Raw genomic sequence first — 25,198 nt, 5'->3', positions numbered from 1 at the left:
CGCCGAACAATGGCTGTTGTACTCGTTGGCACGCTGCTGGCCGCGACGGCGGCGATGGCGATCCCCGTCACCCCGGATCCTGCCCGGACCAGCGCCGCGGGAAGCATCCATATCGGCTGGCAGCGTACCGAACGATCAAACGGCATGATCGAGCAAGCCTTATGGGCGGTCAGAGACCGTTGCGCCGCGGACACTCTCGGCGAGCGCCTGCTGTGTGCCGCCATCGGGGTTCTGACGCGGGCCGCAGGCCGGACCTTCGAAGGCAAGCTGTCCGACGACATGGGCCTGCCGCTCCCAGGCAGTTGGGCCCTGGTGACCGCGAAGAACTCGCCCACCATCAGGTTCGCGCACGTCGAGACGCCGCTCGATCTGGCGACCGTGCTCGGCTTCTATCGCGGCGATCTCGAAAACAGGGGCTGGGCCGAAAATGACGGCGCGGTGGTCGCGCCTGATCGGGCCGTGGTCGCGTTCACGACGGCCGATGGACCGGCGCTACTGCGCCTGACCCGTCAGGACGGCAGGACCATCGCCGACCTATCGCTGCGCAAACGAGCGGCCGCGGCGGCCCCCCTCCTGCCGAAGCCTGGCCAAGCGTGCCTGATGATCGGCAACGGAACCGATGAAACGGCTGATCTCACCGTCAACGACCAGATCATCAGGCTCGCAGCTCGCTCCGGCGCGACACTGGTGTCGTCAGAGAATGCCGCGGGCGAATTGCCTGATGATCAGAAGCTCGATCTGCCGCCGGGCAAGTACAAGGTCGCCGTCAAGGTCAAGGGTGGCACCGCGCGGAATGGGGAGTTCGAGGTCGCGGCGAACGAGACCTGGGGCCTTTTGGTCGGCACGGACGGCGTTCTGCTGCCGATCCGTCTGTATTGAGCCCCGCGCCTCTCCGCTCGTCATTGCGAGGAGCGAAGCGACGAAGCAATCCGGACTGCCGCAGCGGAAAGATTCTGGATTCCTTCGCAGCGCTCGCAATGACGGTGTGTGGCGGCAAGCTACTCGCTACAAAACTCTGTCAGCCGGACAGTTCCGGCTGCCAGTCCCGCAGCTTTCGCGCAGCGCCAGTGACGTCAGCGATCGTCCGAAATGTCACCGCCTCCACCATCATCGCCCGCGCCAGCCGCGCGGCGCGGGCTTCGCTGACCGCCCGCCGCTTCGGGTCCTCGATCAGCTCGAAATCGATGTTGTGCGCGAGGCCGAAGATGCGGCGGATGATCTTTGCGGCGGCAAAGCCAACGGTGTCGGTGAAGAGGCGCTGCATATAGGCTAGCCGCTCCGTGTCCAGCCGCGCCTCGCCTTTCTCGCCGGCGAAGAGCGAGACCGGATAGGCGTCACCCGCAGCGCCGGCGCGCCAGAGGTCGAGGAATTTGCGGGCGAACTCGTTCCACACCGCTTCGACCGTCCCCAGCACCCAGGCCTCGAATGTCTGCCGCGCGCCGGGCGAGCGCTCGTGACCGGCGGAAGCAAAATAGGCCATCAAGAGGTTCGCCAGCACGGCGCCGACGTCGAAGCCCATCGGGCCGTAGAACGCGAATTCCGGATCGATCACGCGCGTCTGGCTGTCCGTCACCATGATCGAGCCGGTGTGGAGGTCGCCATGGAGCAGCGCCTCGGGGCTGGCCATGAACTTCAGCTTGAGGCGCGAGATCGCGACATGCAACTCCATGTCGTCGCGCAAGCCAGCGGCCAGAGCGTCGAGATACGGCGCGGTCCAGCGGTTCTGCTCGGCGATACGGTAGGGATCGGTGAAGATCAGATCCTCGGTGATCTTGCAGAGCGCATGGTTGCCGGCGAAGGCGGCGATGGCCTGCTTCTTGTCGGCCGCCGAGAGCGCGAGGTCGGAGGTGAAGAACAGGGTTCGCGCCATGAAGGTGGTGATGTCGTCGACGAAACGGGGATATTGCGTGCCCGCGACCAGCCCCCTGCGCATGATGACGTGGGGCTCGAGCAGCTCCATCACTGTCAGCGCCAGCGTCTCGTTGTGGTGCAGCAGCGCCGGCACGAGACCAGGCGCGAGCTCGGCCTGCCGGGACAAGGCCAGGAATTCGTAATGCGCCCGCGACAGCGGCAGCGGCCAGCTTTCGCCGACGAGACGGACGTAAGGCAGCGCCTGCTTGACGGCGACGCCGCCGCGGTCGCCCTTGACGATGAAGACGAGATTGAGATTGCCGTCGCCGACCTCGGTGATCGACCAGGACACCGGTTCAGCGCCGAGAAGCGCCACGAGGTCCGGCACGCCCGCGAGATAGTCCCGCAAGGCGGCCTCATGCAGAATCCGATAATCCCCTGCCCGGTTCCCGGTCATGACGATTCCATCCCATGAATTTGGGCCGGATCGTTACTCCCGCTCCAGGAAGCTCGAGCCGATCTCGGCCTTTCTTTTGATCGGATCGTAATCGCAATAGACGCCATCCGCCACCAGCGTGTAGCTGGCGCTGACGTTGTATTTGTCCAGCTTGACCGAGTTCAGGCCGATGATCGAGGTGCTCTTGCCCCCGTTCCATTTGAACGGTGTCGAGCTCTTGGCCTGCTCGCAGGCCATCACCGCCTCGTTGAAGACGTAGCCCTCGACGAACGCCTTCATCGTCCGAACCTGCACGGCCATCTTCCACTCGAAATAACCGACGGCACCGAGACCGGCGACGATCAGCACCAGAAGCGCGATGACGATCCTCTGAAAAGTCATTCGTTCCCCCCAAAACAACAAAACAATTTCAAGTATCTAGAATGGCATGCCCATCAATTTCGACAGGCGCTCGATCGAGAGATAGCCGGCATGATAGGCGGCGATGCCGATCCCGTAGATGACCGCCGAGATGATGGTGGTCCAGATCAGCTTGCTTCTCATCCGCGTCAGGATAGGCGCGCCGGGATCGGTGCCGGGTGCGCCGGTGCCGTCCTCGTGCTGGCTGCGCACGCCGAACGGCAGCGTCAGGAACAGCGCGATCCACCAGATGACGAAGTAGATCGCAAGTGCAGTCGATATCTGGATGGCCATGGGGCGGCCTTACGCCTGCTCGATTTCGACCAGCGCGCCGGAAAAGTCCTTCGGGTGCAGGAACAGCACCGGCTTGCTGTGGGCGCCGATCTTCGGCACGCCGTCGCCGAGCACCCGGGCGCCCTCCTTCACCAAGGTGTCGCGCGAGGCGATGATGTCGACCACCTCGTAGCAGATGTGGTGGATGCCGCCGTCGGGATTGCGTTCGACGAATTTTGCGATCGGCGACGCCTCGCCGAGCGGCTCGATGAACTCGATCTTGGTGTTGGGGAGCGTCGCGAACACGGTGATGACGCCGTGCTCGGGCAGCGGCACGGCCTCCGAAATCTGGGCGCCGAACGCCGCACCATAGATCCTGGCGGCCTTGACGGCGTCCTTGGTCGCGATCGCGACATGGTTGAGGCGACCCAGCATGCTTCTTCTCCCTCAGCGCATGATCCGAAGACCACGCTTAGTCTATACCGTCAGGACGTGTACCAGACAGGGGGGCTTTTTGCCCCAATGTTCGTTGATCACGGACCGGACAGCGCGTCGCACCGACTCGGCCAGGGCATCCGGATCGCGGCGACGCGCCTTCGGCAGCCCCTCGATGGTGGAGACCACGGCGTCGAACACGATGTCGTCGAAGGGCTCGCCCGCCCGGTTCTTCTCGGGAATGCCGACCAGATCGACCTCGGGATCGTCGACCAGCTCACCCTGCGCATTCATGGCGAAGGCGACGAAGGCACAGCCGGAGAACGCCATGCGGCGGCGCTCGACCACGGCACGGGACTTGGAATCCTCCAGAATCGTGCCGTCCTTGTAGAGACGGCCCGAGGGCACCTCGCCGATCAGGCCGGGATCGCCGGGGCCGAGCTTGACCAGGTCGCCGTTGCGGATGACCAGCACGCGGGGCACGCCGGCGGCGCGCGCGAGCTTGGCATGCTCGTGCAGATGCAGGGCCTCGCCGTGGACGGGGATCAGCAGCTGCGGCCGGACCCAGGAGATCATGTCGCGCAGCTCGTCGCGGCGCGGATGGCCGGAGACGTGGACCAGATGATCGCGATCGGTGATGACCTCGACACCCTGGAGGATCAGGTTGTTGATGATCGCGCCGACGGCCTTCTCGTTGCCGGGAATGGTACGCGAGGAGAAGATCACGCAGTCGCCGCGGTTCAGCGTGATCTCGGGATGGTCGTCATTGGCGATACGCGCCAGCGCGGCGCGGGCCTCGCCCTGGCTGCCGGTGCAGAGCGCCAGCACCTTGTCCTGCGGCAGATGGCCATAGACGTCGGTCGAGCGGAAGTTCTGCACGCCGTCGAGATAACCGGTCTCGCGCGCGACCTGCGACACGCGCTCCATGGCGCGGCCGACCACGACGACCTCGCGATCGGCAGCCCGCGCCGCATCGGCGACGGCCTTGAGGCGCGCGACGTTGGAAGCAAAGGTCGTGACTGCGACACGGCCTTTGGCGGCCTTCACCAGCTCTGTGATGGTCCTGGCGACCTCGGCTTCGGATGGCGAACGGCCGTCTCGCACGGCGTTGGTGGAATCGCCGATCAGGGCAAGCACGCCCTCCTCCCCCAGTTCGCGCAGCCGCTTTTCGTCGGTCGGCCGGCCGATGATCGGGGTCGGGTCGATCTTCCAGTCGCCGGTGTGCAGCACGATGCCGGCGGAGGTGTGGATCGCCAGCGCATGCGACTCTGGAATCGAATGCGCGACCGGAATGAACTCGACGTTGAACGGGCCGATATCGACGCGCCCGCCCGACGGCACCACCGTCACCGGGATCTTCGGCGCGTTGCGCTCGGCCGCAAGCTTGGCCTCGAACAGCGCCGCGCTGAACTGGGTCGCATAGATCGGGCATTTCAGCTTCGGCCAGAGATCGATGATGGCGCCGAAATGGTCCTCATGGGCGTGGGTCAGCACCAGGCCCATCAGAATCTTGCGTTCCTTCTCCAGGAAGCTGATGTCGGGCATGATCAGGTCGATGCCCGGCAGGTGCTCCTCGTCGCCGAAGGAGACGCCGAGATCGACCGCGAGCCAGGACCGCTGCTGGCGGTTGCCGAGGCCGTAGATCGACAAATTCATGCCGATCTCGCCGACGCCGCCAAGCGGCGCAAATACCAGTTCGTCAGGCTTCGCCATCACGCAGCTCCCACGGAGGCGGCCGAACCGAAGAACACCTCACCGGCCGCCACCGGCAGGCGTCGGCCGTCAGCGGTGTGGACGATCAGGCACCCGGTGTCGTCGATGGTGTCGAAAATGCCTTCCAGCGTCGTCGCTCCCGTGTTGATCGCGACCCGCTCGCCAAGGCCGGCCGCACGTTCGAGCCAGAGCTTGCGGATCTCGGCAAAGCCGCGGCCATTGTCCCAGATGCCGCGGAACTCGACCCAGGCATCGGACAACGCCGAGAACAGCTCTTCCGCGCTGATCTGGACGCCGAGGGCGGCCAGGGATACGGCCGGCGTCGGCGTGCCCTCCGGCGCCCCCACGACGTTGGTGCCGATGCCGACAACGATGGCGAGGCGATCACCGATGGCCTCGGCCTCAAGGCCAATGCCGACGAGCTTCCTGCCGTTCGCGAGAACGTCGTTCGGCCATTTCAGGGCGTATCTGGGTCTTTCAGGACCGAGGCGCAACGCGGCCTCGAGGCTGACCTTCTCGAGCGCGGCCTCTTCCGCCAGCCCCGCCGCAAACCCGATGGTTGCGGCAACCGCCGGCGCGACGTCCAGCACCTCGAGCACGCTGGCCGCGAGATTGCCGCGCGGCGAAATCCAGGCGCGCTGGCGCCGGCCCCGGCCGGCGGTCTGCTCCGTCGTCACGAACCACATCGGGCCGCGTTCGCCGGCCCGCGCACGCTCGATCGCATCGGTGTTGGTCGAGCCGGTCCGGTCGAAAGCTGCGAGCTTGTAGCCCGCCTGGAGTGCGCGAGGACCGAGCGCGAATCCCATCCTAAAACAGCGACTTTGCCGCGGCGGAGGCCACGGTCACGACCGGGCCCGCGAACAGCGCGAACAGGATGTTGAACAGGCCAAACACCGCCAGCACCGCCTTCACCTCGATGCGCACCGGATCGACCTGGCCGGCCGGCGCGTCGAAATACATCGTCTTGACGATGGAGAGATAATAGTAGGCGCCGACCACGCTGGTCAGCACGCCGATGACGGCGAGCGTGAACAGATTGGCCTTGATGGCGGCGACGAAGACGTACCACTTGCCGAAGAAGCCGGCGAGCGGCGGCACGCCCGCAAGCGAGAACAGCAGCATCGCGAACATGAAGGCGAGCAGCGGATTGGTCCGCGACAGGCCGGCGAAGTCGCTGATCTGCTCCACGGCCTGGCCGTTGCGCTTCATGGCGAGGATGATCGAGAACGAACCCAGCGTCATCGCGACATAGATCACGATGTACATCACCACGCCCTGCGCGCCTTCCAGCGTGCCGGAAGCGAGGCCGACCAGGGCGAAGCCCATATGGCCGATCGAGGAATAGGCCATCAGGCGCTTGATATTGGTCTGGCCGATCGCGGCGAAGGAGCCGAGCGCCATCGAGGCGATCGCCACGAAAACCAGGATCTGCTGCCACTGCGAGACGATGCCTGGGAACGCGGTCAGGGTGACGCGGGTGAAAACAGCGAGCGCGGCGACCTTCGGCGCGGACGCGAAGAAGGCGGTGACCGGCGTCGGCGCGCCCTCGTACACGTCAGGCGTCCACATGTGGAACGGCACGGCCGAGACCTTGAAGCAGAGGCCGGCGAGCAGGAAGACGAGGCCGAACACCAGGCCGACATTGGAGACGGTCGCGGCCGCGGCGATGCCGGTGAAGCTGACCGTGCCGGTGAAGCCGTAGATCAGCGAGGAGCCGTAGAGCAGCATGCCCGAGGACAACGCGCCGAGCACGAAATACTTCAGGCCGGCTTCGGTCGACTTGGCGTTGGCGCGGTTCGAAGCCGCCACGACGTAGAGCGCGAGCGACATCAGCTCGAGGCCGAGATAGAGCGAGATCAGGTCGCCGGCCGAGATCAGCACCATCATGCCGAGCGTCGAGAGCAGCACCAGGATGGCGTATTCGAAGATGCGGCGCGACGGGTCGGACAGGAACTCGGTCGACAGGATCAGCGTCACGCCCGATCCGATCAGGGCCAGGATCTTCATGAAGCGGGCGAAGTCGTCGACGATGAAGCTGCCGCCGAAGGTCACCTGCTTGCCCGCGGGCACCATGTATTCGAGCACGCCGACCACGACCAGGAGCAGGACCGCGAGCGTCGTGACCGCCTTGGTGGTCTCCTGCCCGCGATAGGCGCCCAGCATCAGCAGTGCCATGGCGCCGATCGCGAGCACGAGTTCGGGCAGCACCGGCGCCAGTTGATAACCTGCAGTCTCAAAGCTCATGGCGATATCCTGACCTGCCTGCTCACGGGAGCAGCGCGGCGGCCTTCACGGCCGTCACAGCGGTGTTGTAATTGTTGACGAGTTGCTGGACCGAGGCCGCCGACATGTCGAGCACCGGCTTCGGCCAGACGCCGAACAGGATCGTCAGCGCGAGCAGCGGGAACAGCGTCACGCACTCACGGAAGGTGAGATCCTTCATGCTCATCAGCGACGGCTTCACCAGCGCCCCGAACACGACCTTGCGGTAGAGCCAAAGCGCGTAGCACGCCGAGAAGATCACGCCGAAGGTGGCGAAGAACGCGGTCGGGATCGAGACCTTGAAGGTGCCGAGCAACGTCATGAATTCGCCGACGAAGCCGGAGGTGCCGGGCAGACCGACATTGGCCATGGTGAAGACCATGAAGGCCAGCGCGTAGAGCGGCATCCGGTTGACGAGGCCGCCATAAGCCGCGATCTCGCGGGTGTGCATGCGGTCGTAGACGACGCCGACGCAGAGGAACAGCGCGCCGGAGACGATGCCGTGCGAGATCATCTGGAACACGCCGCCGGCGACGCCCTGCATGGTGCCGGCGAAGATGCCCATGGTGACGAAGCCCATATGCGCGACCGACGAGTACGCAATCAGCTTCTTCATGTCCTCCTGCATCAGCGCCACCAGCGAGGTGTAGATGATGGCGATCGCCGAGAGGGTGAACATCAGCGGCGCGAAGTCGTGCGAGGCCAGCGGGAACATCGGCAGCGAGAAGCGCAGGAAGCCGTAGCCGCCCATCTTCAGCATGATCGCGGCCAGGACCACCGAGCCGGCTGTCGGCGCCTCAACGTGCGCATCGGGGAGCCAGGTGTGCACCGGCCACATCGGCATCTTCACCGCGAAGGAGGCGAAGAAGGCCAGCCACGCCCAGGTCTGCAAGCTGCGCGGCACGGCGGTGTGCATCAGGGTCGGGATGTCGGTGGTGCCGCCGTTCCAGTACAGCGCCATGATGGCGAGCAGCATCAGCACCGAGCCGAGGAACGTGTAGAGGAAGAACTTGAACGAGGCGTAGACCCGGCGCGGACCGCCCCAGATGCCGATGATCAGGAACATCGGGATCAGGCCACCCTCGAAGAACAGGTAGAACAGCACGAGATCGAGCGCCGAGAAGGTGCCGATCATCAGCGTTTCCAGGATCAGGAACGCCATCATGTATTCGCGGACCCGGCTCGTGACCGACTTCCAGCTCGCGATGATGCAGAACGGCATGATCGCGGTGGTCAGGATCACCAGCGGCAGCGAGATGCCGTCGACGCCCATGTGGTAAGTGATGCCGGTGGCGAGCCAATTCGCCTTCTCGACGAACTGGAAGTCCGGGTTGGACGGATCGAAGCGCAGCACCAGGAGCACCGACACCGCGAAGGTGATCAGCGTGGTCCAGAGCGCGATCCAGCACGAATTGCGCCGCGCCGCCTCGTCGTCGCCGCGGCTGAGATAGACGATCAGCGCACCGACCAGCGGCAGGAACGTCGTGACCGAAAGAATGGGCCAGGTCGTCATTTACTGGCCTCCAAAGCCGAACATGAACCAGGTGATCAGGCCGGCGGCACCGATCAGCATGGCAAAGGCGTAGTGATAGAGATAGCCGGTCTGGAGCTTGACGACGTTGCGGGTGACGTCCAGCACGCGGGCGGAGACGCCATCGGGGCCGAGACCGTCGATGATGAAGCCGTCGCCCTTCTTCCAGAGCTGGTAGCCGATCCACTTCGCCGGACGGACGAAGATGAGGTCGTACAGCTCGTCGAAGTACCATTTGTTGAGCAGGAACTTGTACAGCATCGGCTGCGTGTTCGCGAGCTCGACCGGCAAGTAAGGCCGGCGGATGTAGAACAGGTACGACACCAGGAAGCCCAGCACCATCATCACAGTTGGCAGGAAGGCGATGTGCTCGGGGATGTGGTGCATATCCTCGATGATGTGCGGGTTCATCTTCACGGACTCGCGGAAGAACTCCTCGATGCCGTGACCGGCGAACAGCTCCTTGAACGGCAGACCCGCAACGAAGGAGCCGACCGCTAGCACGCCGATCGGGATCAGCATCCAGATCGGAGCCTCATGCGCGGCCTCGTAGTGATGCTCGTCATGCGGCTCGCCGTGGAAGGTCTTGAAGATCAGACGCCAGGAGTAGAACGAGGTCAGGCCGGCGGCGACGACCGTCATCAGGAAGCCGTAGATCGCAAACGGATTGTGCGAGGCGTAGGCGGCCTCGATGATCGCGTCCTTGGAGAAGTAGCCGGCGGTCAGCGGGAACCCGGTCAGCGCCAGGGTGCCGACCACCATCACCGCATAGGTATAGGGAATCTTCTTCCAGAGGCCGCCCATGTTGCGGATATCCTGCTCGTGGTGCATCGCGTAGATCACCGAGCCGGAGCCCAAGAACAGCAGCGCCTTGAAGAAGGCATGCGTGAACAGATGGAACATGCCGACCGAATAGGCCCCCGCTCCCATCGCCACGAACATGTAGCCGAGCTGCGAACAGGTCGAGTAGGCGACGATGCGCTTGATGTCGTTCTGGACGAGGCCGACGGTCGCCGCGAAGAACGCGGTGGTGGCGCCGAAGAACATCACGACGGCCTGCGCGTTCGGAGCGAGCTCGAACAGCGGCGACAGGCGCGCCACCATGAAGACGCCGGCGGTGACCATGGTCGCGGCGTGGATCAGCGCCGACACCGGCGTCGGGCCTTCCATCGCGTCCGGCAGCCAGGTGTGCAGCAGGAACTGCGCCGACTTGCCCATCGCGCCCATGAACAGGAACAGGCAGGTCAGCGTCAGCGCGTCGGCATGCCAGCCAAACAGGTTGATGGTCTTGCCGGCGAGGCTCGGCGCGGCGTGGAAGATGGTCTCGAAATCCGTCGAGCTCGTCAGGTAGAAGATGGCGAAGATGCCGAGCGCAAAACCGAAGTCGCCGACGCGGTTGACCACGAAGGCCTTGATCGCCGCGGCGTTCGCCGTGGGCTTCTGGTACCAGAATCCGATCAGCAGGTAGCTCGCCAGACCCACGCCTTCCCAGCCGAAGAACAGCTGCACCAGGTTGTCCGCGGTCACCAGCATCAGCATGGCGAAGGTGAACAGGCTGAGATAGCCGAAGAAGCGCGGCCGGTTCGGGTCCTCGTCCATGTAGCCGATGGAATAGAGGTGCACGAGCGAGGACACGGTCGTCACCACCACCAGCATCACTGCGGTGAGCGTGTCGACCCGCAGCGTCCACCAGACCTGGAGGTCGCCCGAGAAGATCCAGGGCAAAAGCTGGATCCTGACATCGTGGTGCATGAAGCCGACATCGACCAGCGTCATCCAGGACAGCGCGGCCGAGACGAAAAGCAGCGCGGTGGTGATCAGCTCGGCCCCGCGCGAGCCCGCCGCCGGCGGCTCGGAGACGTGATGGTCGTCATGGCCGTGATCGTCGTGCCCGTGATCGTCATGAGCGGCCGCCGCATGGGCGTCGCCATGACCGTGGTCGTCGTGATGCTCGACCGTGTCGCCTGAGGGGTTGCGGGCATGCGCGCCGAACAGCGCAATCAGGCCAGCCAGAACGGCGCCCAGCAGAGGCAGAAAAACGATTGCCTGGACCATGACTGAGCTCAGCCCTTCATCAGATTGACGTCCTCAACCGCGATCGAGCCGCGGTTGCGGAAATAGACCACCAGGATGGCGAGACCGATCGCGGCTTCGGCCGCGGCGACGGTCAGGACCAGCAGCGCAAAGACCTGGCCGACGATGTCGCCGAGGAAGGTCGAGAACGCGACGAGGTTGATGTTGACCGCCAGCAGGATCAGCTCGATCGACATCAGGATGACGATGATGTTCTTGCGGTTGAGGAAGATGCCGAGGATCCCGAGCGTGAACAGGATCGCGCCGACCGCCAGGTAATGTCCGAGCCCGATCGTCATTTCACCCACTCCGCCGCGTCGCTGTCCTGGAGCCCCTGCCCCGGCGCCACCTTGCGCATCGCCATCGCCATCTCAGGCGTGCGCGCGTTCTGAACGTTGATATCCTGCCGCTTCACGCTCGCCTTGTGCCGCAGCGTCAGCACGATGGCGCCGATCATGGCGACCAGCAGCACCATGCCCGAGAGCTGGAAGTAGTGAATGTACTTCGTATAGAGCACCAGCCCGAGCGCTTCGGTGTTGCTGACATTGGTCGGGATCGCCGCCGTGATCGTCTTGGCGACGCCGGGGTTGATGACCCAGAAGCCGACGGTGAGCAGCAGTTCGAACAGGAAGATGCCGCCGATCACGAGGCCGACCGGCAGGTACTCGATGAAGCCCTCGCGCAGCTCGAGGAAGTCGACGTCGAGCATCATGATCACGAACAGGAACAGCACAGCGACGGCGCCGACATAGACGACGATCAGGATCATCGCGAGGAATTCGGCGCCCATCAGCACGAACAGGCCGGAGGCGTTGACGAAGGCCAGGATCAGGTACAGCACGGAGTGCACGGGATTGCGCGAGACAATCACCATCACCGCCGAGGCGACGCAGACGCCGGCGAAGAGATAGAAGAACAGCGCGGGAAGGATCATGCTCTCATCTCACCGGTACGGCGCGTCGAGCTCGATCGCTTTTGCGATCTCGCGTTCCCAGCGGTCGCCATTGGCGAGCAGCTTGGCCTTGTCATAGAACAGTTCCTCGCGGGTCTCGGTCGCGAACTCGAAGTTCGGGCCTTCGACGATGGCGTCGACCGGGCAGGCCTCCTGGCAGAGGCCGCAATAGATGCACTTCACCATGTCGATGTCGTAGCGCACGGTGCGGCGGGTGCCGTCGTTGCGGCGCGGGCCGGCCTCGATGGTGATCGCCTGCGCCGGGCAGACCGCTTCGCACAGCTTGCAGGCGATGCAGCGCTCTTCGCCGTTGGGATAGCGGCGCAGCGCATGCTCGCCGCGGAAGCGCGGCGAGATCGGGCCCTTCTCGAAGGGATAGTTCAGCGTCGGCTTCGGCTGGAAGAAATAGCGCATGGCGAGGAAGAACGCCGAGACGAATTCCGACAGCAGAAGCGAGCGCGCAGTGGCGTTGATGTTGATACCCATGATGGCCCTCACTTCGGCGCGATGTCGGCGAAATGCAGCACGCCGGCTACCACGATCACCATCGCCAGCGACAGCGGCAGGAACACCTTCCAGCCGAGGCGCATCAGTTGATCGTAGCGGTAGCGCGGCACGATCGCCTTTGCCATCGCGAACAGGAAGAACATGAAGAAGACTTTGAGCGAGAACCAGATGATCCCCGGCACCCAGTTGAAGGGCGGCAGGTCCACCGGCGGCAGCCAGCCTCCGAGGAACAGGATCGTGGCCATCGCGCACATCGTGACGATCGCGACATACTCGCCGAGCATGAACAGCAGGTACGGAGTCGAGCCGTATTCGACCATGAAGCCGGCGACGAGTTCGGATTCGGCTTCGACGAGGTCGAATGGCGGACGGTTGGTTTCCGCCAGCGCCGAGACATAGAAGATCACGAACATCGGGAACAGCGGCCAGACATACCAGTTCAGGATGGTCAGCTGCGGCAGCCCGATCAGGCTGGCAAGACCGCGAACGTGCTGGGCCTCGACCACGGCCGACAGGTTCAGCGTACCGGCGCAGAGCAGCACCGTGATGATGACGAAGCCGATCGAGACTTCATAGGACACCATCTGCGCCGCCGAGCGCAGCGCCGCCAGGAACGGGTATTTCGAGTTCGACGACCAGCCGGCCATGATGATGCCGTAGATCGACAGCGACGAGATCGCGAAGATGAAGAGGATGCCGACATTGATGTCGGAGATCACCCAGCCGAGATTGGTCGGGATCACCGCCCAGGCCGCGAGCGCGAGCACGCATGAGACCAGGGGAGCAAGGAGAAACACGCCCTTGTTCGCCCCGGCCGGAATGATCGGCTCCTTGAGCACGAACTTGAGCAGGTCGGCGAAGGATTGCAGCAGACCCCAGGGGCCGACCACGTTCGGGCCGCGGCGGATCTGCACCGCCGCCCAGATCTTGCGGTCGGCGAGCAGGATGTAGGCGATCGCGATCAGCAGGACGACGAGCACGAGAACGCTCTCCGCGACCATGATGATCAGCGGCCAGAGGAACCCGGTCCAGAATGCGCTTTCGAAGAATTCCATCAGCTCACTCCGCTGCGGTCAGCATCTGCCCGGAGGCAAGCCGCGAGCATTCCGCCATCACGGCGGACGCACGCGCGATTGGGTTGGTCAAATAGAAGTCCTCGATAACAGGCTTGAACGGCGCCTTCTCGGGCGCGCCGCCCTTCCCCGCCAGCTTCTTGATCTGGTCGGCGGAGCCTGCCTCGATCTGGTCGAGACGGATCAGATGCGGCACGGCCTTGAAGATCGCCTGGCGCAGCGCGGCAAGCGAGTCGTAGCCGAGCTTCTTGCCGAGCGCCTCCGACAGCGCGCGGACGACCGCCCAGTCCTCGCGGGCTTCGCCCGGCGGGAATGCGGCACGTCCCGTCATCTGCACGCGGCCTTCGGTGTTGACGTAGATCGCAGACTTCTCGGTGTAGGCGGCAGCCGGCAGGATCACGTCGGCGCGGTGCGCGCCGCGATCACCATGGGTGCCGATATAGACGACGAAGGTGCCGTCCGGCGCCTTGATCTCGTCGGCGCCGAGCAGGAACAAGAGGTCCAGCGTGCCGAAGGTCGTCATCTGCGCCGCGTTCAGGCCGCCCGCGGTGGCGGAGAAGCCGATATCGAGCGCGCCGACGCGCGAGGCAGTCTCGTGCAGCACGCCAAAGCCGTTCCAGCCGTCCTTGAGCGCGCCGACGTCGAGTGCGAGCTTGGCGGTGGCGGCCAGGATAGCGGCGCCGTCGTGACGCGCGGCGGCGCCTGCGCCAACCAGGATGATCGGGTTCTTGGCGTTCTTCAGCACGTCCATGAAGGAGTGCTTGCCGGCCGCGAGCTCGCCGAGCGTGTCGGTGCCCGCACCAAGATGGTCATAATCGTAAGTCAGGTCGACCTTGGCGCCGATCACGCCGACCTTGAAGCCGCCGGCGCGCCAACGCTTGCGGATGCGGGCGTTGAACACGGCCGCTTCCTTGCGCGGATTGGCGCCGACGATGAGCAGCGCATCGGCCTGCTCGACACCAGCAAGCGTCGGATTGAAGATGTAGGAGGCGCGGCCGAGTGCGGGATCGAAGGCGTCGCCGCCCTGCACCGCCAGATTGCTCGAGCCGTATTTGGACAGCAGGTCCTTCAGCGCGAACATTTCCTCGACACCGGCGAGGTCGCCCGCGATGGCGCCGATGCGCTTGCCGTCGGTGCGCGCCGCTTTCGCAGCGATCGCGGCGAAGGCCTCTTGCCAGCTTGCCGGACGCAGCTTGCCGGCTTCACGGATATAGGGCCGATCGAGGCGCTGGGTACGCAGGCCGTCAATGATGTGGCGGGTCTTGTCCGAGATCCACTCCTCGTTCACGGCCTCGTTGATGCGCGGCAGCACCCGCATCACCTCGCGGCCGCGGGTATCGACACGGATCGCAGATCCCACGCCGTCCATCACGTCGATCGACTGGGTCTTGCCGAGCTCCCACGGGCGCGCGGCAAATGCGTAGGGTTTCGAGGTCAGCGCACCTACCGGGCAGATGTCGACGAGGTTGCCCTGCAATTCCGATGTCAGCGCGTGCTGGAGATAGGTCGTGATCTCCATGTCCTCGCCGCGGCCGGTCGCGCCCATTTCAGGCGCGCCCGCGACTTCCGCCGAGAAGCGGACGCAGCGCGTGCACTGGATGCAGCGGTTCATCGAGGTCTTGACCAGCGCGCCGAGATACTTGTCCTCGACGGCGCGCTTGTTCTCGGCAAAGCGGCTGGTGTCGACACCGTAGCCCATCGCCTGGTCCTGCAGATCGCACTCGCCGCCCTGGTCGCAGATCGGGCAGTCCAGCGGATGGTTGATGAGAAGGAATTCCATCACGCCTTCGCGTGCCTTCTTCACCATCGGCGAACGCGTGGAGATTTCCGGCGGCTCGCCCTTGGGGCCCGGACGGCAGTCGCGCACGCCCCAGGCACAGCTTGCGACCGGCTTTGGGCCGCCCTTCACCTCGACGAGGCACATCCGGCAATTGCCGGCGATCGACAGCCGCTCGTGATAGCAGAAGCGCGGAATCTCGGCGCCGGCCGCTTCGCACGCCTGAAGCAGCGTGTACTCGGCGGGGACATCGATCTCTTTGCCGTCGATGATGAGCTTGGTCATGTCTCTTACTCCGCCGCGACCATGTTCACGGGATCGCGGACGCCGATATCGTCGATGTCGGCCTTATGCGAATACTGGTCGATGCGCGCTTCGATCTCGTGACGGAAATGCGCGATCAAGCCCTGGATCGGCCAGGCCGCCGCATCGCCGAGCGCGCAGATGGTGTGGCCTTCGACCTGTTTTGTCACTTCGAGCAGCATGTCGATCTCGCGCTTGTGGGCGCGGCCGTCGGCCATGCGGGTCAGGACGCGCCACATCCAGCCGGTGCCTTCGCGGCAGGGCGTGCACTGGCCGCAGCTCTCATGCTTGTAGAAATAGGAGATGCGGGCGATGGAGCGGATCAGATCGGTCGACTTGTCCATCACGATGACAGCCGCGGTGCCGAGGCCCGAGCGCAGCTTGCTCAAACTGTCGAAATCCATCGGCGTGTCGATGATCTGCTCGGCCGGCACCATGCGCACCGACGAGCCGCCGGGGATCACGGCCTTGAGGTTGTCCCAGCCGCCGCGGATGCCGCCGCAATGCTTCTCGATCAGCTCACGGAACGGAATGCCCATGGCCTCTTCGACGTTGCAGGGCCGCTCGACATGGCCGGAGATGCAGAACAGCTTGGTGCCGACATTGTTCGGGCGGCCGATGCCGGCGAACCACGCCGCGCCACGCCGGAGAATATCCGGCGCGACCGCGATGGACTCGACATTGTTGACCGTGGTCGGGCAGCCATACAGGCCGACATTCGCCGGGAACGGCGGCTTCAGCCGCGGCTGGCCCTTCTTGCCTTCGAGGCTTTCGAGCAGCGCGGTTTCCTCGCCGCAGATATAGGCGCCGGCGCCGTGCGCGACGTAGATGTCGAACGGCCAGCCATTGACGTTGTCCTTGCCGACCAGCTTGGCCTCATAGGCCTGGTCGATCGCGGCCTGGAGATGCTCGCGCTCGCGGATGAACTCGCCACGGACGTAGATGTAGCAGGCATGCGCATTCATGGCGCAGCTCGCGATCAGGCAGCCCTCGATCAGCAGATGCGGATCGTGCCGCATGATCTCGCGATCCTTGCAGGTGCCGGGCTCGGATTCGTCGGCGTTGACGACGAGATAGCTCGGCCGGCCGTCGGTCGATTCCTTCGGCATGAACGACCATTTCAGGCCGGTCGGGAAGCCGGCGCCACCGCGGCCGCGCAGGCCCGACGCCTTCATCTCGTTGATGATCCAATCGCGGCCCTTGTCGATGATATTCTTGGTGCCATCCCAGGCACCGCGACGCCGCGCGCCCTCGAGCCCCCAATCGTGGAGGCCGTAGAGGTTCTTGAAGATGCGGTCCTTGTCCTCGAGCATATCAGTGCTTTCCGATCAACGAATGGACTGCTTGTAGGCAAGTCCGGCGGCGCAGACGGCGAAGATCAGCGCCCAGAGCAGACTGGTCTCCTGCGTCGCGTTCATGATGAAACGCTGCAGCAGGAACATGAAGGCGGCCGCGACCGCGGCGTGCATGGCGACGAAGCCCCATTTCTTCACGGCCTCGTTCCCTCCAATGGCGGGGAGATCACCCATCAGGTGCTCTCCTTCAGCGTGGTCGGTCCGCCCATAGGCGCCGAGAACTGGCGGCCATTCTGCGGGCCGGGCTTGGGCGGATTGCCCGAAGCGAAGCCGTCGAGCACCTTGCCAAAGCTTTCCTTGGTCAGGTCCTCATAGGTGTCCTTGCCGATCAGCACCATCGGCGCGTTCACGCAGGCACCGAGGCACTCCACCTCTTCCCAGCTGAAATTGCCGTCCTTCGACAGATGGAAGGGTTCGTGATGGATGCGGTGCTCGCAGACGTGGATCAAATCCTCGGCGCCGCGCAGGCGGCACGGCGTGGTGCCGCAGACCTGGACATGGGCCTTCTTGCCGACGGGGGCGAGCTGGAACATCGTGTAGAAGGTCGCGACTTCGAGCACGCGGATATAGGGCATGTCGAGCATGTCGGCGATGACGCGGATCGCGGCTTCCGACACCCAGCCGTCATGCTGCTCCTGCGCCCGCCAGAGGATGGCGATGACCGCGGAGGCCTGCCGGCCGGCCGGATACTTCGCGATCTGCTGCTTGGCGAATGCGAGGTTCTCGTCCGTGAACGCAAAGCTCGCGGGCTGGACTTCCTTCGGTGCTAATCGGCGGACGGACATCTCTCAATCTCTCACTGCATGCGGCGCGCGGTTTTCGCATTCAGGGCATTGATCCTGTCCTGCCAGAATGCGCTTGCGGTGCCGAAAACGTTGTAGCCGACGTGGGTCGAGACCTTGATGCGATCGAGGATCGACAGCTCGGTCACGGTCTCCATACGATTGCTGCGCGGGTCGAACACGATCAGCTTCAGCGGGGTCTGTTCGAGGATGAAGCGCGACACTGCATGAGAGCGGTCGCTGCCGTGCTCCTCGCACATGATGACGCTGTCGGCCTGGAGCAGCCGGGCGCCGCCCTTGATCGCCTCGATCTCCACGCCTTCGACGTCGAGCTTGATCAGATATTTGCCGGTGGCTGCGATCTTGCCGTCGTCGATCAGATTGTCGAGCGCGATGACCGGCACGTCCTCGCCGCCCGCCGAGGCACCACCGGCGATACTGAAGGCCTCGTGCTTGGTGCCGGACAGCCGCGCGGTGCCGCGGGCCGCGCCGATCGCGCATTTCATGGTCTCGAAGCGGTTGCCGTTGACGCGGGCATTGTTGGCGAGCTTCGGATAGTTCTGCCCCGACGGTTCGATCGCAATCGCCTTGTGCGAGCCGAACGGCTTGCTCGAGACCAGCACCGACCAGTAGCCGTAATTGGCGCCGCAATCGAGCAGCGTGTAGTCGACGTCGATCGAGTTCGCGAACAGCAGCTCCAGCTCGTCCTCGTAATTATAAGAGCGGTTGAGCAGCTTGCTCCAGTAGCCGTCGCCATAAGGGAATTCGAACACGGCATCAGGGTTGAGCCTGATCGCGATGTTGCGCTCCGGCAGCGTCTTGCGCAGCAGATTCGCACAGGCGATGTAGCCCATGTGCGAGAAGTGCGACGAGATCTTCGATCCCGTCACCAGCGCCAAGGCAGCCGTCCGCTCCCACAGGTTGGCCCCTTCCAGGGCCCCCGAGGCACGGTCGAACTGGATTGGCGCCTGCTGCCCCATCACCGATCGACCTCTCCGAACACGATGTCGAGCGAGCCGAGGATCGCCGAGACGTCGGCGAGCAGATGGCCGCGGCAGATGTGATCCATCGCCTGCAGATGGGCAAAGCCTGGCGCGCGGATCTTGCACTTGTAGGGCTTGTTGGTGCCGTCGGCGACGAGATAGACGCCGAACTCGCCCTTGGGCGCCTCGACCGCGGCGTAGACTTCGCCGGCCGGCACGTGAACGCCTTCGGTGTAGAGCTTGAAGTGGTGGATCAGCGCTTCCATCGAGCGCTTCATGTCGCCGCGGCGCGGCGGCGCGACCTTGTTGTCGGCGACGACGACGGGGCCCTTCCCGTCCGGCGCGTTCAGCTTCTGAAGGCACTGCTTCATGATGCGCACGGACTGGCGCATCTCTTCCATGCGGATCAGATAGCGGTCGTAGCAGTCGCCGTTCTTGCCGATCGGAATGTCGAAATCCATCTCGGCGTAGCACTCATAGGGCTGCGACTTGCGCAAATCCCAAGCCGCGCCCGAGCCGCGCACCATCACGCCCGAGAAGCCCCACTCCCAGGCTTCCTTCAGCGGCACCACGCCGATATCGACGTTGCGCTGCTTGAAGATGCGGTTGGCGGTGAGCAGGCGGTCGAGGTCGTCCACGACCTTGAGGAACGGATCGCACCAGGCCTCGATGTCGTCGACCAGCTTCTGCGGCAGATCCTGATGCACGCCGCCGACGCGGAAGAAGGCTGCATGCATGCGGCTGCCCGAGGCGCGCTCGTAGAACACCATCAACTTCTCGCGCTCTTCGAAACCCCACAGCGGCGGGGTCAGCGCACCGACGTCCATCGCCTGCGTGGTGACGTTGAGCAGGTGCGAGAGGATGCGGCCGATCTCGCAATAGAGCACGCGGATCAGCTGGCCGCGGCGCGGCACCTCGATGCCGAGCAGCTTTTCGGCGGCGAGGCAGAAGGCATGCTCCTGGTTCATCGGCGCGACGTAGTCGAGCCGGTCGAAATAAGGGATCGCCTGCAGATAGGTCTTCTGCTCGATCAGCTTCTCGGTGCCGCGGTGAAGCAGGCCGATATGGGGATCGACGCGGGCGACGACTTCGCCATCCAATTCGAGCACAAGACGCAGAACGCCGTGCGCCGCCGGATGCTGCGGTCCAAAGTTGATGGTGAAGTTGCGAAGCTGTTCAGGTTGCTCGTTCATGATCAGGCCTTCGGTCCCGCCTTCTCGTCACCGGGAAGCGGATAGTCCGCTCCTTCCCAAGGCGAGAGGAAATCGAACTTGCGGAATTCCTGGTTGAGCTTGACGGGCTCGTACACCACCCGCTTCTCCTGGTCGTCGTAGCGGACCTCGAGGAAGCCGGTGGTCGGGAAATCCTTGCGCAGCGGATGGCCCTCGAAACCGTAATCGGTGAGCAAGCGGCGCATGTCGGGATGGCCGACGAAGATCACGCCATAGAGGTCGTAGGCCTCGCGCTCGAACCAGTCGGCGCCGGGGAACACCTCGATCAGCGACGGCACCTGCGTGGTTTCGTCGGCATGGGCCCGAAGCCGGATCCGCGTGTTCAGCGTCGGGGACAGGAAATGATAGATCACGTCGAAGCGCTTCTCGCGATCCGGATAGTCCACCGCCGTGATGTCGGTGAAGTTGATGAAGCGGCAATTCGGATCGTCGCGGAGGTACTTGACCACCTCGACGATCTTGCTGGCCTCGACGTCAACCGTGAGCTGGTTGAAAGCCACCGCGTGAGCGGTGGCGGCGCCCGGAAGCGCGCTCACGATCGTCTGCCCCAGGGCGTCGAGCTTGGCGTCGTCCATGACCTTAAACCTTAGCGTTCGATGGTGCCGGTACGCCGGATCTTCTTCTGCAGCAGCAGCACGCCGTAGAGCAGCGCTTCCGCCGTGGGCGGGCAGCCCGGCACATAGATGTCGATCGGCACGATGCGGTCGCAGCCGCGCACGACCGAATAGGAATAGTGATAATAGCCGCCGCCATTGGCGCAGGAGCCCATCGAGATGACGTAGCGCGGCTCCGGCATCTGGTCGTAGACCTTGCGCAGCGCAGGCGCCATCTTGTTGGTCAGCGTGCCCGCGACGATCATCACGTCGGACTGGCGCGGCGAGGCCCGCGGCGCAAAGCCGAAGCGCTCGACGTCGTAGCGCGGCATCGACACCTGCATCATCTCGACCGCGCAGCAGGCGAGACCGAAGGTCATCCACATCAGCGAGCCGGTGCGCGCCCAGGTGATGAGGTCGTCGGTCGCGGCGACGAAGAAGCCCTTGTCGGACAGCTCCGAATTGACCTCGAGAAAGAACGGATCATTGGCCCCGACCGGCTTGCCGGTCGACGGATCCAGGATGCCCTTGGGGGCCGGCGCGAGGACCGGACCGGCCGATGGTGCAGGGTTCAATCCCATTCGAGTGCGCCTTTCTTCCATTCGTAGGCGAACCCAACCGTCAGTACGCCGAGGAACACCACCATGGACCAGAAGCCGGTCGCGCCAAGCTTGCCGAACGCCACGGCCCAGGGAAACAGGAACGCCACTTCGAGGTCGAAGATGATGAAGAGAATGGCGACCAGGTAGAAGCGGACGTCGAACTTCATGCGGGCGTCATCGAAGGCATTGAAACCGCACTCATACGCCGACAGCTTTTCCGGATCGGGCTGCTGGAAAGCCACGATGAAAGGCGCGATCAGGAGCACGAGGCCAATCAGGCCCGCGACCCCTATGAAGACGACGAGTGGAAGATAGTTCTGCAGAATGCCGCTCATTGACGAGCCCTTTTTCCCGCAGCCTCGGGACAGCCACGGATTCGTCCAATTTGGAATTGTTCTGAGCCTTAGCGCAGTGCACCAATGGGCGCAAGACACGCTCTTTTTAGGCCCTTTGCCGCCCCCAGAACGGTGGAAACCCCGGAATCACCCGGCGCTGGTATGGAGCAGATCGTCCAACCCAGCAAGGGTCGCCACGGTTTTGCAGGGCAGCACTCCCGAGATAGCGGCGCATAGGCCGAGACAGCTCCTTGCTGCGTATCGCCCGCGGAAAATACCCGGTTCCTTGCGTGCGGCAGCGCACTCAAACGCCGGCGATGAGCCACCCCGGGGCCCCAACTGTCACCGAGGCGACATACTGGCCGCCCCTGCCCCGGAGCTGCACTGCTGAGAGACCGATGACGGTCGCAGCCGCCAGCAGGATTGGTGCAGCGAAGACACGTATCCACAGGCACGAGCGCTCAGACGAGCCATGCACCAGGACGGGACCGGGGCTCGCCTAGCGAATGCGTCGTCCCGCCAGATATGTCTCAGCCCCCCGGGGCGGATCGACCGCGAGCGCGGCGGCTGCGCCTTGGCTTCGGCGCCGCGCGCCGCGCTCGCATGAGCTTCGGGCCGGGGGGCATGGCCCGGGAGCTCATCGATCACGTGGTGGAAGACGAGCGGTGGCTGGTCAGCTCACGCCTCGCCTACCATTTGTAGGAGACGCTGGCGGTGACGCGCCGGCGGTCGCCGTAGAAGCAGGAGGATTCCGAGGCGCAGCTCGCGACATAGATCTTGTCGGTCAGATTGATCACGTTGATGGCCGTGCGCCAGTTCTGCCATTCGTAGTGGACCGCGAGATCGCCGAGCACCACCGCGGGGACCTCGAGTGTGTTGACGGCATCGGCCCAGGAGGAGCCGACATAGCGGACGCCGCCGCCGAAACCGAAGCCTTCGAGCGGTCCGTCCCTGAAGGTGTAGTCCGCCCAGCCCGAGACCAGCAGCTCGGGCGTGTTGGTCGGTGCCTTGCCGATCACCGACGGGTCGATGTCCTTGCTGTTGAAGAGATGGTAGGCCGTGAACGCGCCGATCAGCTTCAGTTCCTTGGTGGCATTGGCCACCGCTTCAAGCTCGATGCCCCGCGAGGTAACCTCGCCGGTCTGGTTCTGCAACGTCACGATGGCGCCCGGCGCGGCGGACGGCACGTTCTGGCGCTTCAGATCGAACAGCGAGGCGGTGAAGTAGCCGTCGAATCCCTTGGGCGCGACCTTCACGCCGATTTCGGCCTGCTGGCCGGTCTCCGGCAGGAATAGCTGGTTTGCGGCGTTGAGGCCGATGATCGGATTGTAGCTGGTCGCATAGGAGATATAGGGCGCAATGCCGTTGTCGAAATTGTAGATCAGCCCTGCCCGCCCGCTGAACTTGCTGTCGTTGCGCTGGCCGACGGTGGCGCCGGTGTCACGGGCAGCCTGCGTGGTCTCGACCCAGTCGTTGCGGCCGCTCAGCACCAGCGTGAAATTGCCGAGCTTCATCTGGTCCTGGAGATAGGTGCCTGCCTGCTTCTGCGTGATCTGGAAGTTGCGGAACGGAGCGGTCGGCAATGGAGTCTCGGCCGCACCGTAAGCGGGATTGAGGACATTGATCGAGGGCACACCGAACCCAAAAGCCTGATAGTCGTCGATCTGGTAGCCCTTCAGGTCGACGCCGAACAGCATTGTGTGCTTCACCGGGCCGGTGTTGAAGCGATACTCCAGCTGGTTGTCGAGATCGGCCTGGTTGGCCGTGTCCTTCGCATACCAATTGTAGCGAGCGAGCGTGGCCGTATTGGCGTTGTCCCAACCGCTGCCGACGTAGCCGCGATATGTCAGGTCGACATGCGCGAAGCGCGCATTCTGCCGGAACGTCACATCGTCGGTGAGATTGCGCTCGAACTGGTAGCCGAGCATCTCCTGCTCGCGCGTGAACTTGTCGACACCGGGATCACCGGCGAAGAAGCTGGTTGGGATCTTGCCGAACGGCGCGCTGGTCACCGTGCCCTTGTAAGGCAGGAAATTGATGCCGCGGGTGTCGGTCTTCGATGCCGAGGCGAGGACCGTGAAGGTGGTGTCGGCATCCGGCTTCCAGGTGAACGACGGCGCGATGAAATAATTGTTGTCGGGCGTGAAATTGACCTGGGTATCACCATTCCTGACCTCGCCGACGACGCGGTAGAACAGCTTGCCGTCCTGTTTGCCATCCTTGGGCTGCGTGGCGACGGGACCGCCGACATCGAAGCCGACATAGGCGTTGCCGAAATTGTTGACACCGGCCTCGATGTACCGGATCGGCTCGGCCGGCGGCAGCTTGCTGATGACGTTGACGATGCCGCTCGGGCTCGAGCCGCCATAGAGCACCGCGGACGGACCGCGCAGCACTTCGATCCGCTCCATGTTGGACGGCGGAAGCCGCCAGCTCGCATAGGCCGTGTAGAACAGCTGCATGCCGTCGAGGAACAATCCGATGTCGTCGGATTTGAAGCCGCGGATCAGCCACCAATCGTTGCGCGTATCGGCGCCGAAGGTGCCGGCGCGCACGCCGGCGGTGTAGCGCAGAGCTTCGTCCAGCTTGGTCGGCTTCTGGTCGCGGATCTGCTCGGCACCGATCACCGAGACGGACTGCGGCGTCTGCATGATCGGCGTATTGGTCTTGGTGCCCGACGAGCTGCGGTTGGCGACGTAGCCGTGCACCGGACCGCGCGGCGTCTCGACGAAGCCGACATTGCGCTGCGGCTGCGGCTTGCTGTTGTTGGCGCTTTGCACCGGGCGCTGCGCGCGGCGCGGCGCGGTCGAGGCGGCGCGGCGGCGCACTTCCGGCGCGGTGACGGTGACCGACGGCAGATTCTGCGCGCCGCTCTGCGTCGACGATTGGGCCAGCGATGCCTGCGGCACCAATACGACAGCGGACGCGGTCGCCAATACGGCTGACCGCAGCATAGCAAGACTGTTCAACGCGCACCCCAAGATGTCTGTCTGCGTGCGTCATGCCGTCGTTCCCCCGACGGCAAGCGCTTGCGGCGACGCTTATGGGAGGGCGCGCAAATTCCCTAATTGAAAAGGTCTTAGAAGGAGTCTTAGAAAGACTCTTGGAAGCGATCCAACATGTCCGGAGATTGCCGCCAGATCAGCGCGAATGCTTTTCGGATTCGAGCAGCTTCTCGGCGGTCGCCGTGAGACGGTCGATCTGCGCCAGCAGCGTCTCGAGCTCGTGCGCGCTCAACTGTTCCAGCAATTGCCGATTGCGATCCTGCGCACCTTCGACGATTACGTCGTGCGCGGCGAGCCCTGCCGGGGTCAGCGAGACCAGCACCTCACGGCTGTCCTTCGGGTTCGCCGATTTCGCGATCAGCTTGCGCGAGACGAGCTCAGCCAGCGCGCGGCTGATCTGTCCCTTGTCCTGACCGACGGCTTCGGCAAGCCGTGCCACGCTCATCGGAGGCCGCCGGCCGAGCGAGGCGACGAGGCCGAACTCGACCGAGGACAATCCGGCGAGGCGCTTGTAGCGCAGGATCGCGCCGCGCTTGAGCAGATTGGCGAGCACCATCAGCCGTGACGACAGCATCACGGTGATCGGCGCCGGCGAATGGCTTTCGTCCGTGTCGGGCGATACGCGCCCGTCCCCGCTCGGTGTCTTACTCATGATCCACCTCTGCCAAGAAAGCCGGGGCGTGCCAAGCCCGGTTGACCGGCGGC

The 25,198-nt window shown here is 64.4% G+C and carries 25 protein-coding genes; 1 reads left to right on the top strand and 24 read right to left on the bottom strand.

All coding sequences use genetic code 11. From position 1 onward, the window contains the following. Window positions 1-54: 54 nt before the first annotated feature. The gene (locus FNV92_RS16450; protein WP_244623688.1) at window positions 55-879 is read left to right on the top strand and encodes a hypothetical protein; all 825 of its coding nucleotides are present in this window, start codon (window positions 55-57) and stop codon (window positions 877-879) included. Between the two features lie 139 nt (window positions 880-1,018). On the opposite strand, the gene mtnK is transcribed toward FNV92_RS16450, so the two are convergent. The 24 genes from mtnK to FNV92_RS16330 form a co-directional block, all read right to left on the bottom strand. Next, a complete protein-coding gene (mtnK, locus tag FNV92_RS16445) occupies window positions 1,019-2,308 on the bottom strand; it encodes an S-methyl-5-thioribose kinase (RefSeq protein WP_143845675.1) in 1,290 nt (429 codons plus the stop codon). 33 nt (window positions 2,309-2,341) lie between these two features. Further along, the gene (locus FNV92_RS16440; RefSeq protein WP_143845676.1) at window positions 2,342-2,689 is read right to left on the bottom strand and encodes a hypothetical protein; all 348 of its coding nucleotides are present in this window, start codon (window positions 2,687-2,689) and stop codon (window positions 2,342-2,344) included. A 36-nt stretch (window positions 2,690-2,725) separates the two neighbouring features. Next, on the bottom strand, window positions 2,726-3,001 hold the full coding sequence (locus tag FNV92_RS16435; RefSeq protein ID WP_015685776.1) for a DUF1467 family protein: 276 nt from the start codon (window positions 2,999-3,001) through the stop codon (window positions 2,726-2,728). A 9-nt stretch (window positions 3,002-3,010) separates the two neighbouring features. Beyond that, the gene (mce, locus tag FNV92_RS16430) at window positions 3,011-3,415 is read right to left on the bottom strand and encodes a methylmalonyl-CoA epimerase (protein WP_143845677.1); all 405 of its coding nucleotides are present in this window, start codon (window positions 3,413-3,415) and stop codon (window positions 3,011-3,013) included. A 42-nt stretch (window positions 3,416-3,457) separates the two neighbouring features. After that, a complete protein-coding gene (locus tag FNV92_RS16425; RefSeq protein WP_143845678.1) occupies window positions 3,458-5,128 on the bottom strand; it encodes a ribonuclease J in 1,671 nt (556 codons plus the stop codon). After that, window positions 5,128-5,934, bottom strand: coding sequence for a biotin--[acetyl-CoA-carboxylase] ligase (locus FNV92_RS16420; RefSeq protein WP_143845679.1), 807 nt, complete (start codon window positions 5,932-5,934; stop codon window positions 5,128-5,130). Before FNV92_RS16420 ends, FNV92_RS16425 begins: the two co-directional genes overlap by 1 nt. Window position 5,935: 1 nt before the next feature. Then, complete coding sequence (gene nuoN, locus FNV92_RS16415) at window positions 5,936-7,372, bottom strand: NADH-quinone oxidoreductase subunit NuoN (protein ID WP_143845680.1); 1,437 nt, start codon at window positions 7,370-7,372, stop codon at window positions 5,936-5,938. A 22-nt stretch (window positions 7,373-7,394) separates the two neighbouring features. Further along, window positions 7,395-8,903: an NADH-quinone oxidoreductase subunit M gene (locus FNV92_RS16410; RefSeq protein WP_015685771.1), complete on the bottom strand. Its 1,509-nt coding sequence runs from the start codon at window positions 8,901-8,903 to the stop codon at window positions 7,395-7,397. Continuing rightward, a complete protein-coding gene (gene nuoL / locus FNV92_RS16405; protein WP_143845681.1) occupies window positions 8,904-10,976 on the bottom strand; it encodes an NADH-quinone oxidoreductase subunit L in 2,073 nt (690 codons plus the stop codon). It lies immediately after the preceding gene. An 8-nt stretch (window positions 10,977-10,984) separates the two neighbouring features. Beyond that, window positions 10,985-11,293 (bottom strand): NADH-quinone oxidoreductase subunit NuoK, encoded by a 309-nt coding sequence (gene nuoK / locus FNV92_RS16400; RefSeq protein WP_015685769.1) that lies wholly within the window; start codon window positions 11,291-11,293, stop codon window positions 10,985-10,987. Beyond that, window positions 11,290-11,928, bottom strand: a complete 639-nt coding sequence (locus tag FNV92_RS16395; RefSeq protein ID WP_015685768.1) for an NADH-quinone oxidoreductase subunit J — start codon at window positions 11,926-11,928, stop codon at window positions 11,290-11,292. Before FNV92_RS16395 ends, nuoK begins: the two co-directional genes overlap by 4 nt. 9 nt (window positions 11,929-11,937) lie before the next feature. Next, the gene (nuoI, locus tag FNV92_RS16390) at window positions 11,938-12,426 is read right to left on the bottom strand and encodes an NADH-quinone oxidoreductase subunit NuoI (RefSeq protein ID WP_026232873.1); all 489 of its coding nucleotides are present in this window, start codon (window positions 12,424-12,426) and stop codon (window positions 11,938-11,940) included. A 14-nt stretch (window positions 12,427-12,440) separates the two neighbouring features. Continuing rightward, window positions 12,441-13,508, bottom strand: a complete 1,068-nt coding sequence (gene nuoH / locus FNV92_RS16385) for an NADH-quinone oxidoreductase subunit NuoH (protein WP_143845682.1) — start codon at window positions 13,506-13,508, stop codon at window positions 12,441-12,443. A 4-nt stretch (window positions 13,509-13,512) separates the two neighbouring features. Then, the gene (gene nuoG / locus FNV92_RS16380; RefSeq protein WP_143845683.1) at window positions 13,513-15,588 is read right to left on the bottom strand and encodes an NADH-quinone oxidoreductase subunit NuoG; all 2,076 of its coding nucleotides are present in this window, start codon (window positions 15,586-15,588) and stop codon (window positions 13,513-13,515) included. A 5-nt stretch (window positions 15,589-15,593) separates the two neighbouring features. Beyond that, window positions 15,594-16,919 carry an NADH-quinone oxidoreductase subunit NuoF gene (nuoF, locus tag FNV92_RS16375; protein WP_015685765.1) on the bottom strand — a complete coding sequence of 442 codons (1,326 nt, stop codon included), beginning with the start codon at window positions 16,917-16,919 and terminating at the stop codon, window positions 15,594-15,596. A gap of 15 nt (window positions 16,920-16,934) precedes the next feature. Then, window positions 16,935-17,135, bottom strand: a complete 201-nt coding sequence (locus FNV92_RS16370) for a hypothetical protein (RefSeq protein WP_015685764.1) — start codon at window positions 17,133-17,135, stop codon at window positions 16,935-16,937. After that, window positions 17,135-17,746, bottom strand: coding sequence for an NADH-quinone oxidoreductase subunit NuoE (nuoE, locus tag FNV92_RS16365; protein ID WP_015685763.1), 612 nt, complete (start codon window positions 17,744-17,746; stop codon window positions 17,135-17,137). The genes FNV92_RS16370 and nuoE overlap by 1 nt, the downstream gene beginning before the upstream one ends. Window positions 17,747-17,757: 11 nt before the next feature. Beyond that, on the bottom strand, window positions 17,758-18,723 hold the full coding sequence (locus tag FNV92_RS16360) for an FkbM family methyltransferase (protein ID WP_143846296.1): 966 nt from the start codon (window positions 18,721-18,723) through the stop codon (window positions 17,758-17,760). Further along, window positions 18,723-19,919 (bottom strand): NADH-quinone oxidoreductase subunit D, encoded by a 1,197-nt coding sequence (locus tag FNV92_RS16355; protein WP_143845684.1) that lies wholly within the window; start codon window positions 19,917-19,919, stop codon window positions 18,723-18,725. Before FNV92_RS16355 ends, FNV92_RS16360 begins: the two co-directional genes overlap by 1 nt. A 2-nt stretch (window positions 19,920-19,921) precedes the next feature. Next, window positions 19,922-20,533 (bottom strand): NADH-quinone oxidoreductase subunit C, encoded by a 612-nt coding sequence (locus FNV92_RS16350; RefSeq protein ID WP_143845685.1) that lies wholly within the window; start codon window positions 20,531-20,533, stop codon window positions 19,922-19,924. Window positions 20,534-20,544: 11 nt separating this feature from the next. After that, complete coding sequence (locus FNV92_RS16345) at window positions 20,545-21,126, bottom strand: NuoB/complex I 20 kDa subunit family protein (RefSeq protein WP_371090238.1); 582 nt, start codon at window positions 21,124-21,126, stop codon at window positions 20,545-20,547. Further along, window positions 21,123-21,488, bottom strand: coding sequence for an NADH-quinone oxidoreductase subunit A (locus FNV92_RS16340; protein WP_007603535.1), 366 nt, complete (start codon window positions 21,486-21,488; stop codon window positions 21,123-21,125). The genes FNV92_RS16345 and FNV92_RS16340 overlap by 4 nt, the downstream gene beginning before the upstream one ends. Window positions 21,489-22,177: 689 nt before the next feature. Next, the gene (locus tag FNV92_RS16335; protein WP_143845687.1) at window positions 22,178-24,442 is read right to left on the bottom strand and encodes a TonB-dependent siderophore receptor; all 2,265 of its coding nucleotides are present in this window, start codon (window positions 24,440-24,442) and stop codon (window positions 22,178-22,180) included. 187 nt (window positions 24,443-24,629) lie between these two features. Further along, window positions 24,630-25,145, bottom strand: coding sequence for a MarR family winged helix-turn-helix transcriptional regulator (locus FNV92_RS16330; protein ID WP_143845688.1), 516 nt, complete (start codon window positions 25,143-25,145; stop codon window positions 24,630-24,632). Window positions 25,146-25,198: the final 53 nt, after the last annotated feature.

This window comes from Bradyrhizobium cosmicum (assembly GCF_007290395.2).
Classification (GTDB): domain Bacteria; phylum Pseudomonadota; class Alphaproteobacteria; order Rhizobiales; family Xanthobacteraceae; genus Bradyrhizobium; species Bradyrhizobium cosmicum.
This window is presented reverse-complemented; position numbering and strand designations above follow the sequence as displayed.

What these genes read in the sequence shown, in the direction of transcription:
- FNV92_RS16450 (WP_244623688.1), top strand. Translation starts at nt 55, where the DNA reads ATGGCGATCCCCGTCACCCCGGATCCTGCCCGGACCAGCGCCGCGGGA.
- mtnK (WP_143845675.1), bottom strand. Translation starts at nt 2,308, where the DNA reads ATGACCGGGAACCGGGCAGGGGATTATCGGATTCTGCATGAGGCCGCC.
- FNV92_RS16440 (WP_143845676.1), bottom strand. Translation starts at nt 2,689, where the DNA reads ATGACTTTTCAGAGGATCGTCATCGCGCTTCTGGTGCTGATCGTCGCC.
- FNV92_RS16435 (WP_015685776.1), bottom strand. Translation starts at nt 3,001, where the DNA reads ATGGCCATCCAGATATCGACTGCACTTGCGATCTACTTCGTCATCTGG.
- mce (WP_143845677.1), bottom strand. Translation starts at nt 3,415, where the DNA reads ATGCTGGGTCGCCTCAACCATGTCGCGATCGCGACCAAGGACGCCGTC.
- FNV92_RS16425 (WP_143845678.1), bottom strand. Translation starts at nt 5,128, where the DNA reads ATGGCGAAGCCTGACGAACTGGTATTTGCGCCGCTTGGCGGCGTCGGC.
- FNV92_RS16420 (WP_143845679.1), bottom strand. Translation starts at nt 5,934, where the DNA reads ATGGGATTCGCGCTCGGTCCTCGCGCACTCCAGGCGGGCTACAAGCTC.
- nuoN (WP_143845680.1), bottom strand. Translation starts at nt 7,372, where the DNA reads ATGAGCTTTGAGACTGCAGGTTATCAACTGGCGCCGGTGCTGCCCGAA.
- FNV92_RS16410 (WP_015685771.1), bottom strand. Translation starts at nt 8,903, where the DNA reads ATGACGACCTGGCCCATTCTTTCGGTCACGACGTTCCTGCCGCTGGTC.
- nuoL (WP_143845681.1), bottom strand. Translation starts at nt 10,976, where the DNA reads ATGGTCCAGGCAATCGTTTTTCTGCCTCTGCTGGGCGCCGTTCTGGCT.
- nuoK (WP_015685769.1), bottom strand. Translation starts at nt 11,293, where the DNA reads ATGACGATCGGGCTCGGACATTACCTGGCGGTCGGCGCGATCCTGTTC.
- FNV92_RS16395 (WP_015685768.1), bottom strand. Translation starts at nt 11,928, where the DNA reads ATGATCCTTCCCGCGCTGTTCTTCTATCTCTTCGCCGGCGTCTGCGTC.
- nuoH (WP_143845682.1), bottom strand. Translation starts at nt 13,508, where the DNA reads ATGGAATTCTTCGAAAGCGCATTCTGGACCGGGTTCCTCTGGCCGCTG.
- nuoG (WP_143845683.1), bottom strand. Translation starts at nt 15,588, where the DNA reads ATGACCAAGCTCATCATCGACGGCAAAGAGATCGATGTCCCCGCCGAG.
- nuoF (WP_015685765.1), bottom strand. Translation starts at nt 16,919, where the DNA reads ATGCTCGAGGACAAGGACCGCATCTTCAAGAACCTCTACGGCCTCCAC.
- FNV92_RS16370 (WP_015685764.1), bottom strand. Translation starts at nt 17,135, where the DNA reads ATGGGTGATCTCCCCGCCATTGGAGGGAACGAGGCCGTGAAGAAATGG.
- nuoE (WP_015685763.1), bottom strand. Translation starts at nt 17,746, where the DNA reads ATGTCCGTCCGCCGATTAGCACCGAAGGAAGTCCAGCCCGCGAGCTTT.
- FNV92_RS16360 (WP_143846296.1), bottom strand. Translation starts at nt 18,723, where the DNA reads ATGGGGCAGCAGGCGCCAATCCAGTTCGACCGTGCCTCGGGGGCCCTG.
- FNV92_RS16355 (WP_143845684.1), bottom strand. Translation starts at nt 19,919, where the DNA reads ATGAACGAGCAACCTGAACAGCTTCGCAACTTCACCATCAACTTTGGA.
- FNV92_RS16350 (WP_143845685.1), bottom strand. Translation starts at nt 20,533, where the DNA reads ATGGACGACGCCAAGCTCGACGCCCTGGGGCAGACGATCGTGAGCGCG.
- FNV92_RS16340 (WP_007603535.1), bottom strand. Translation starts at nt 21,488, where the DNA reads ATGAGCGGCATTCTGCAGAACTATCTTCCACTCGTCGTCTTCATAGGG.
- FNV92_RS16335 (WP_143845687.1), bottom strand. Translation starts at nt 24,442, where the DNA reads ATGCTGCGGTCAGCCGTATTGGCGACCGCGTCCGCTGTCGTATTGGTG.
- FNV92_RS16330 (WP_143845688.1), bottom strand. Translation starts at nt 25,145, where the DNA reads ATGAGTAAGACACCGAGCGGGGACGGGCGCGTATCGCCCGACACGGAC.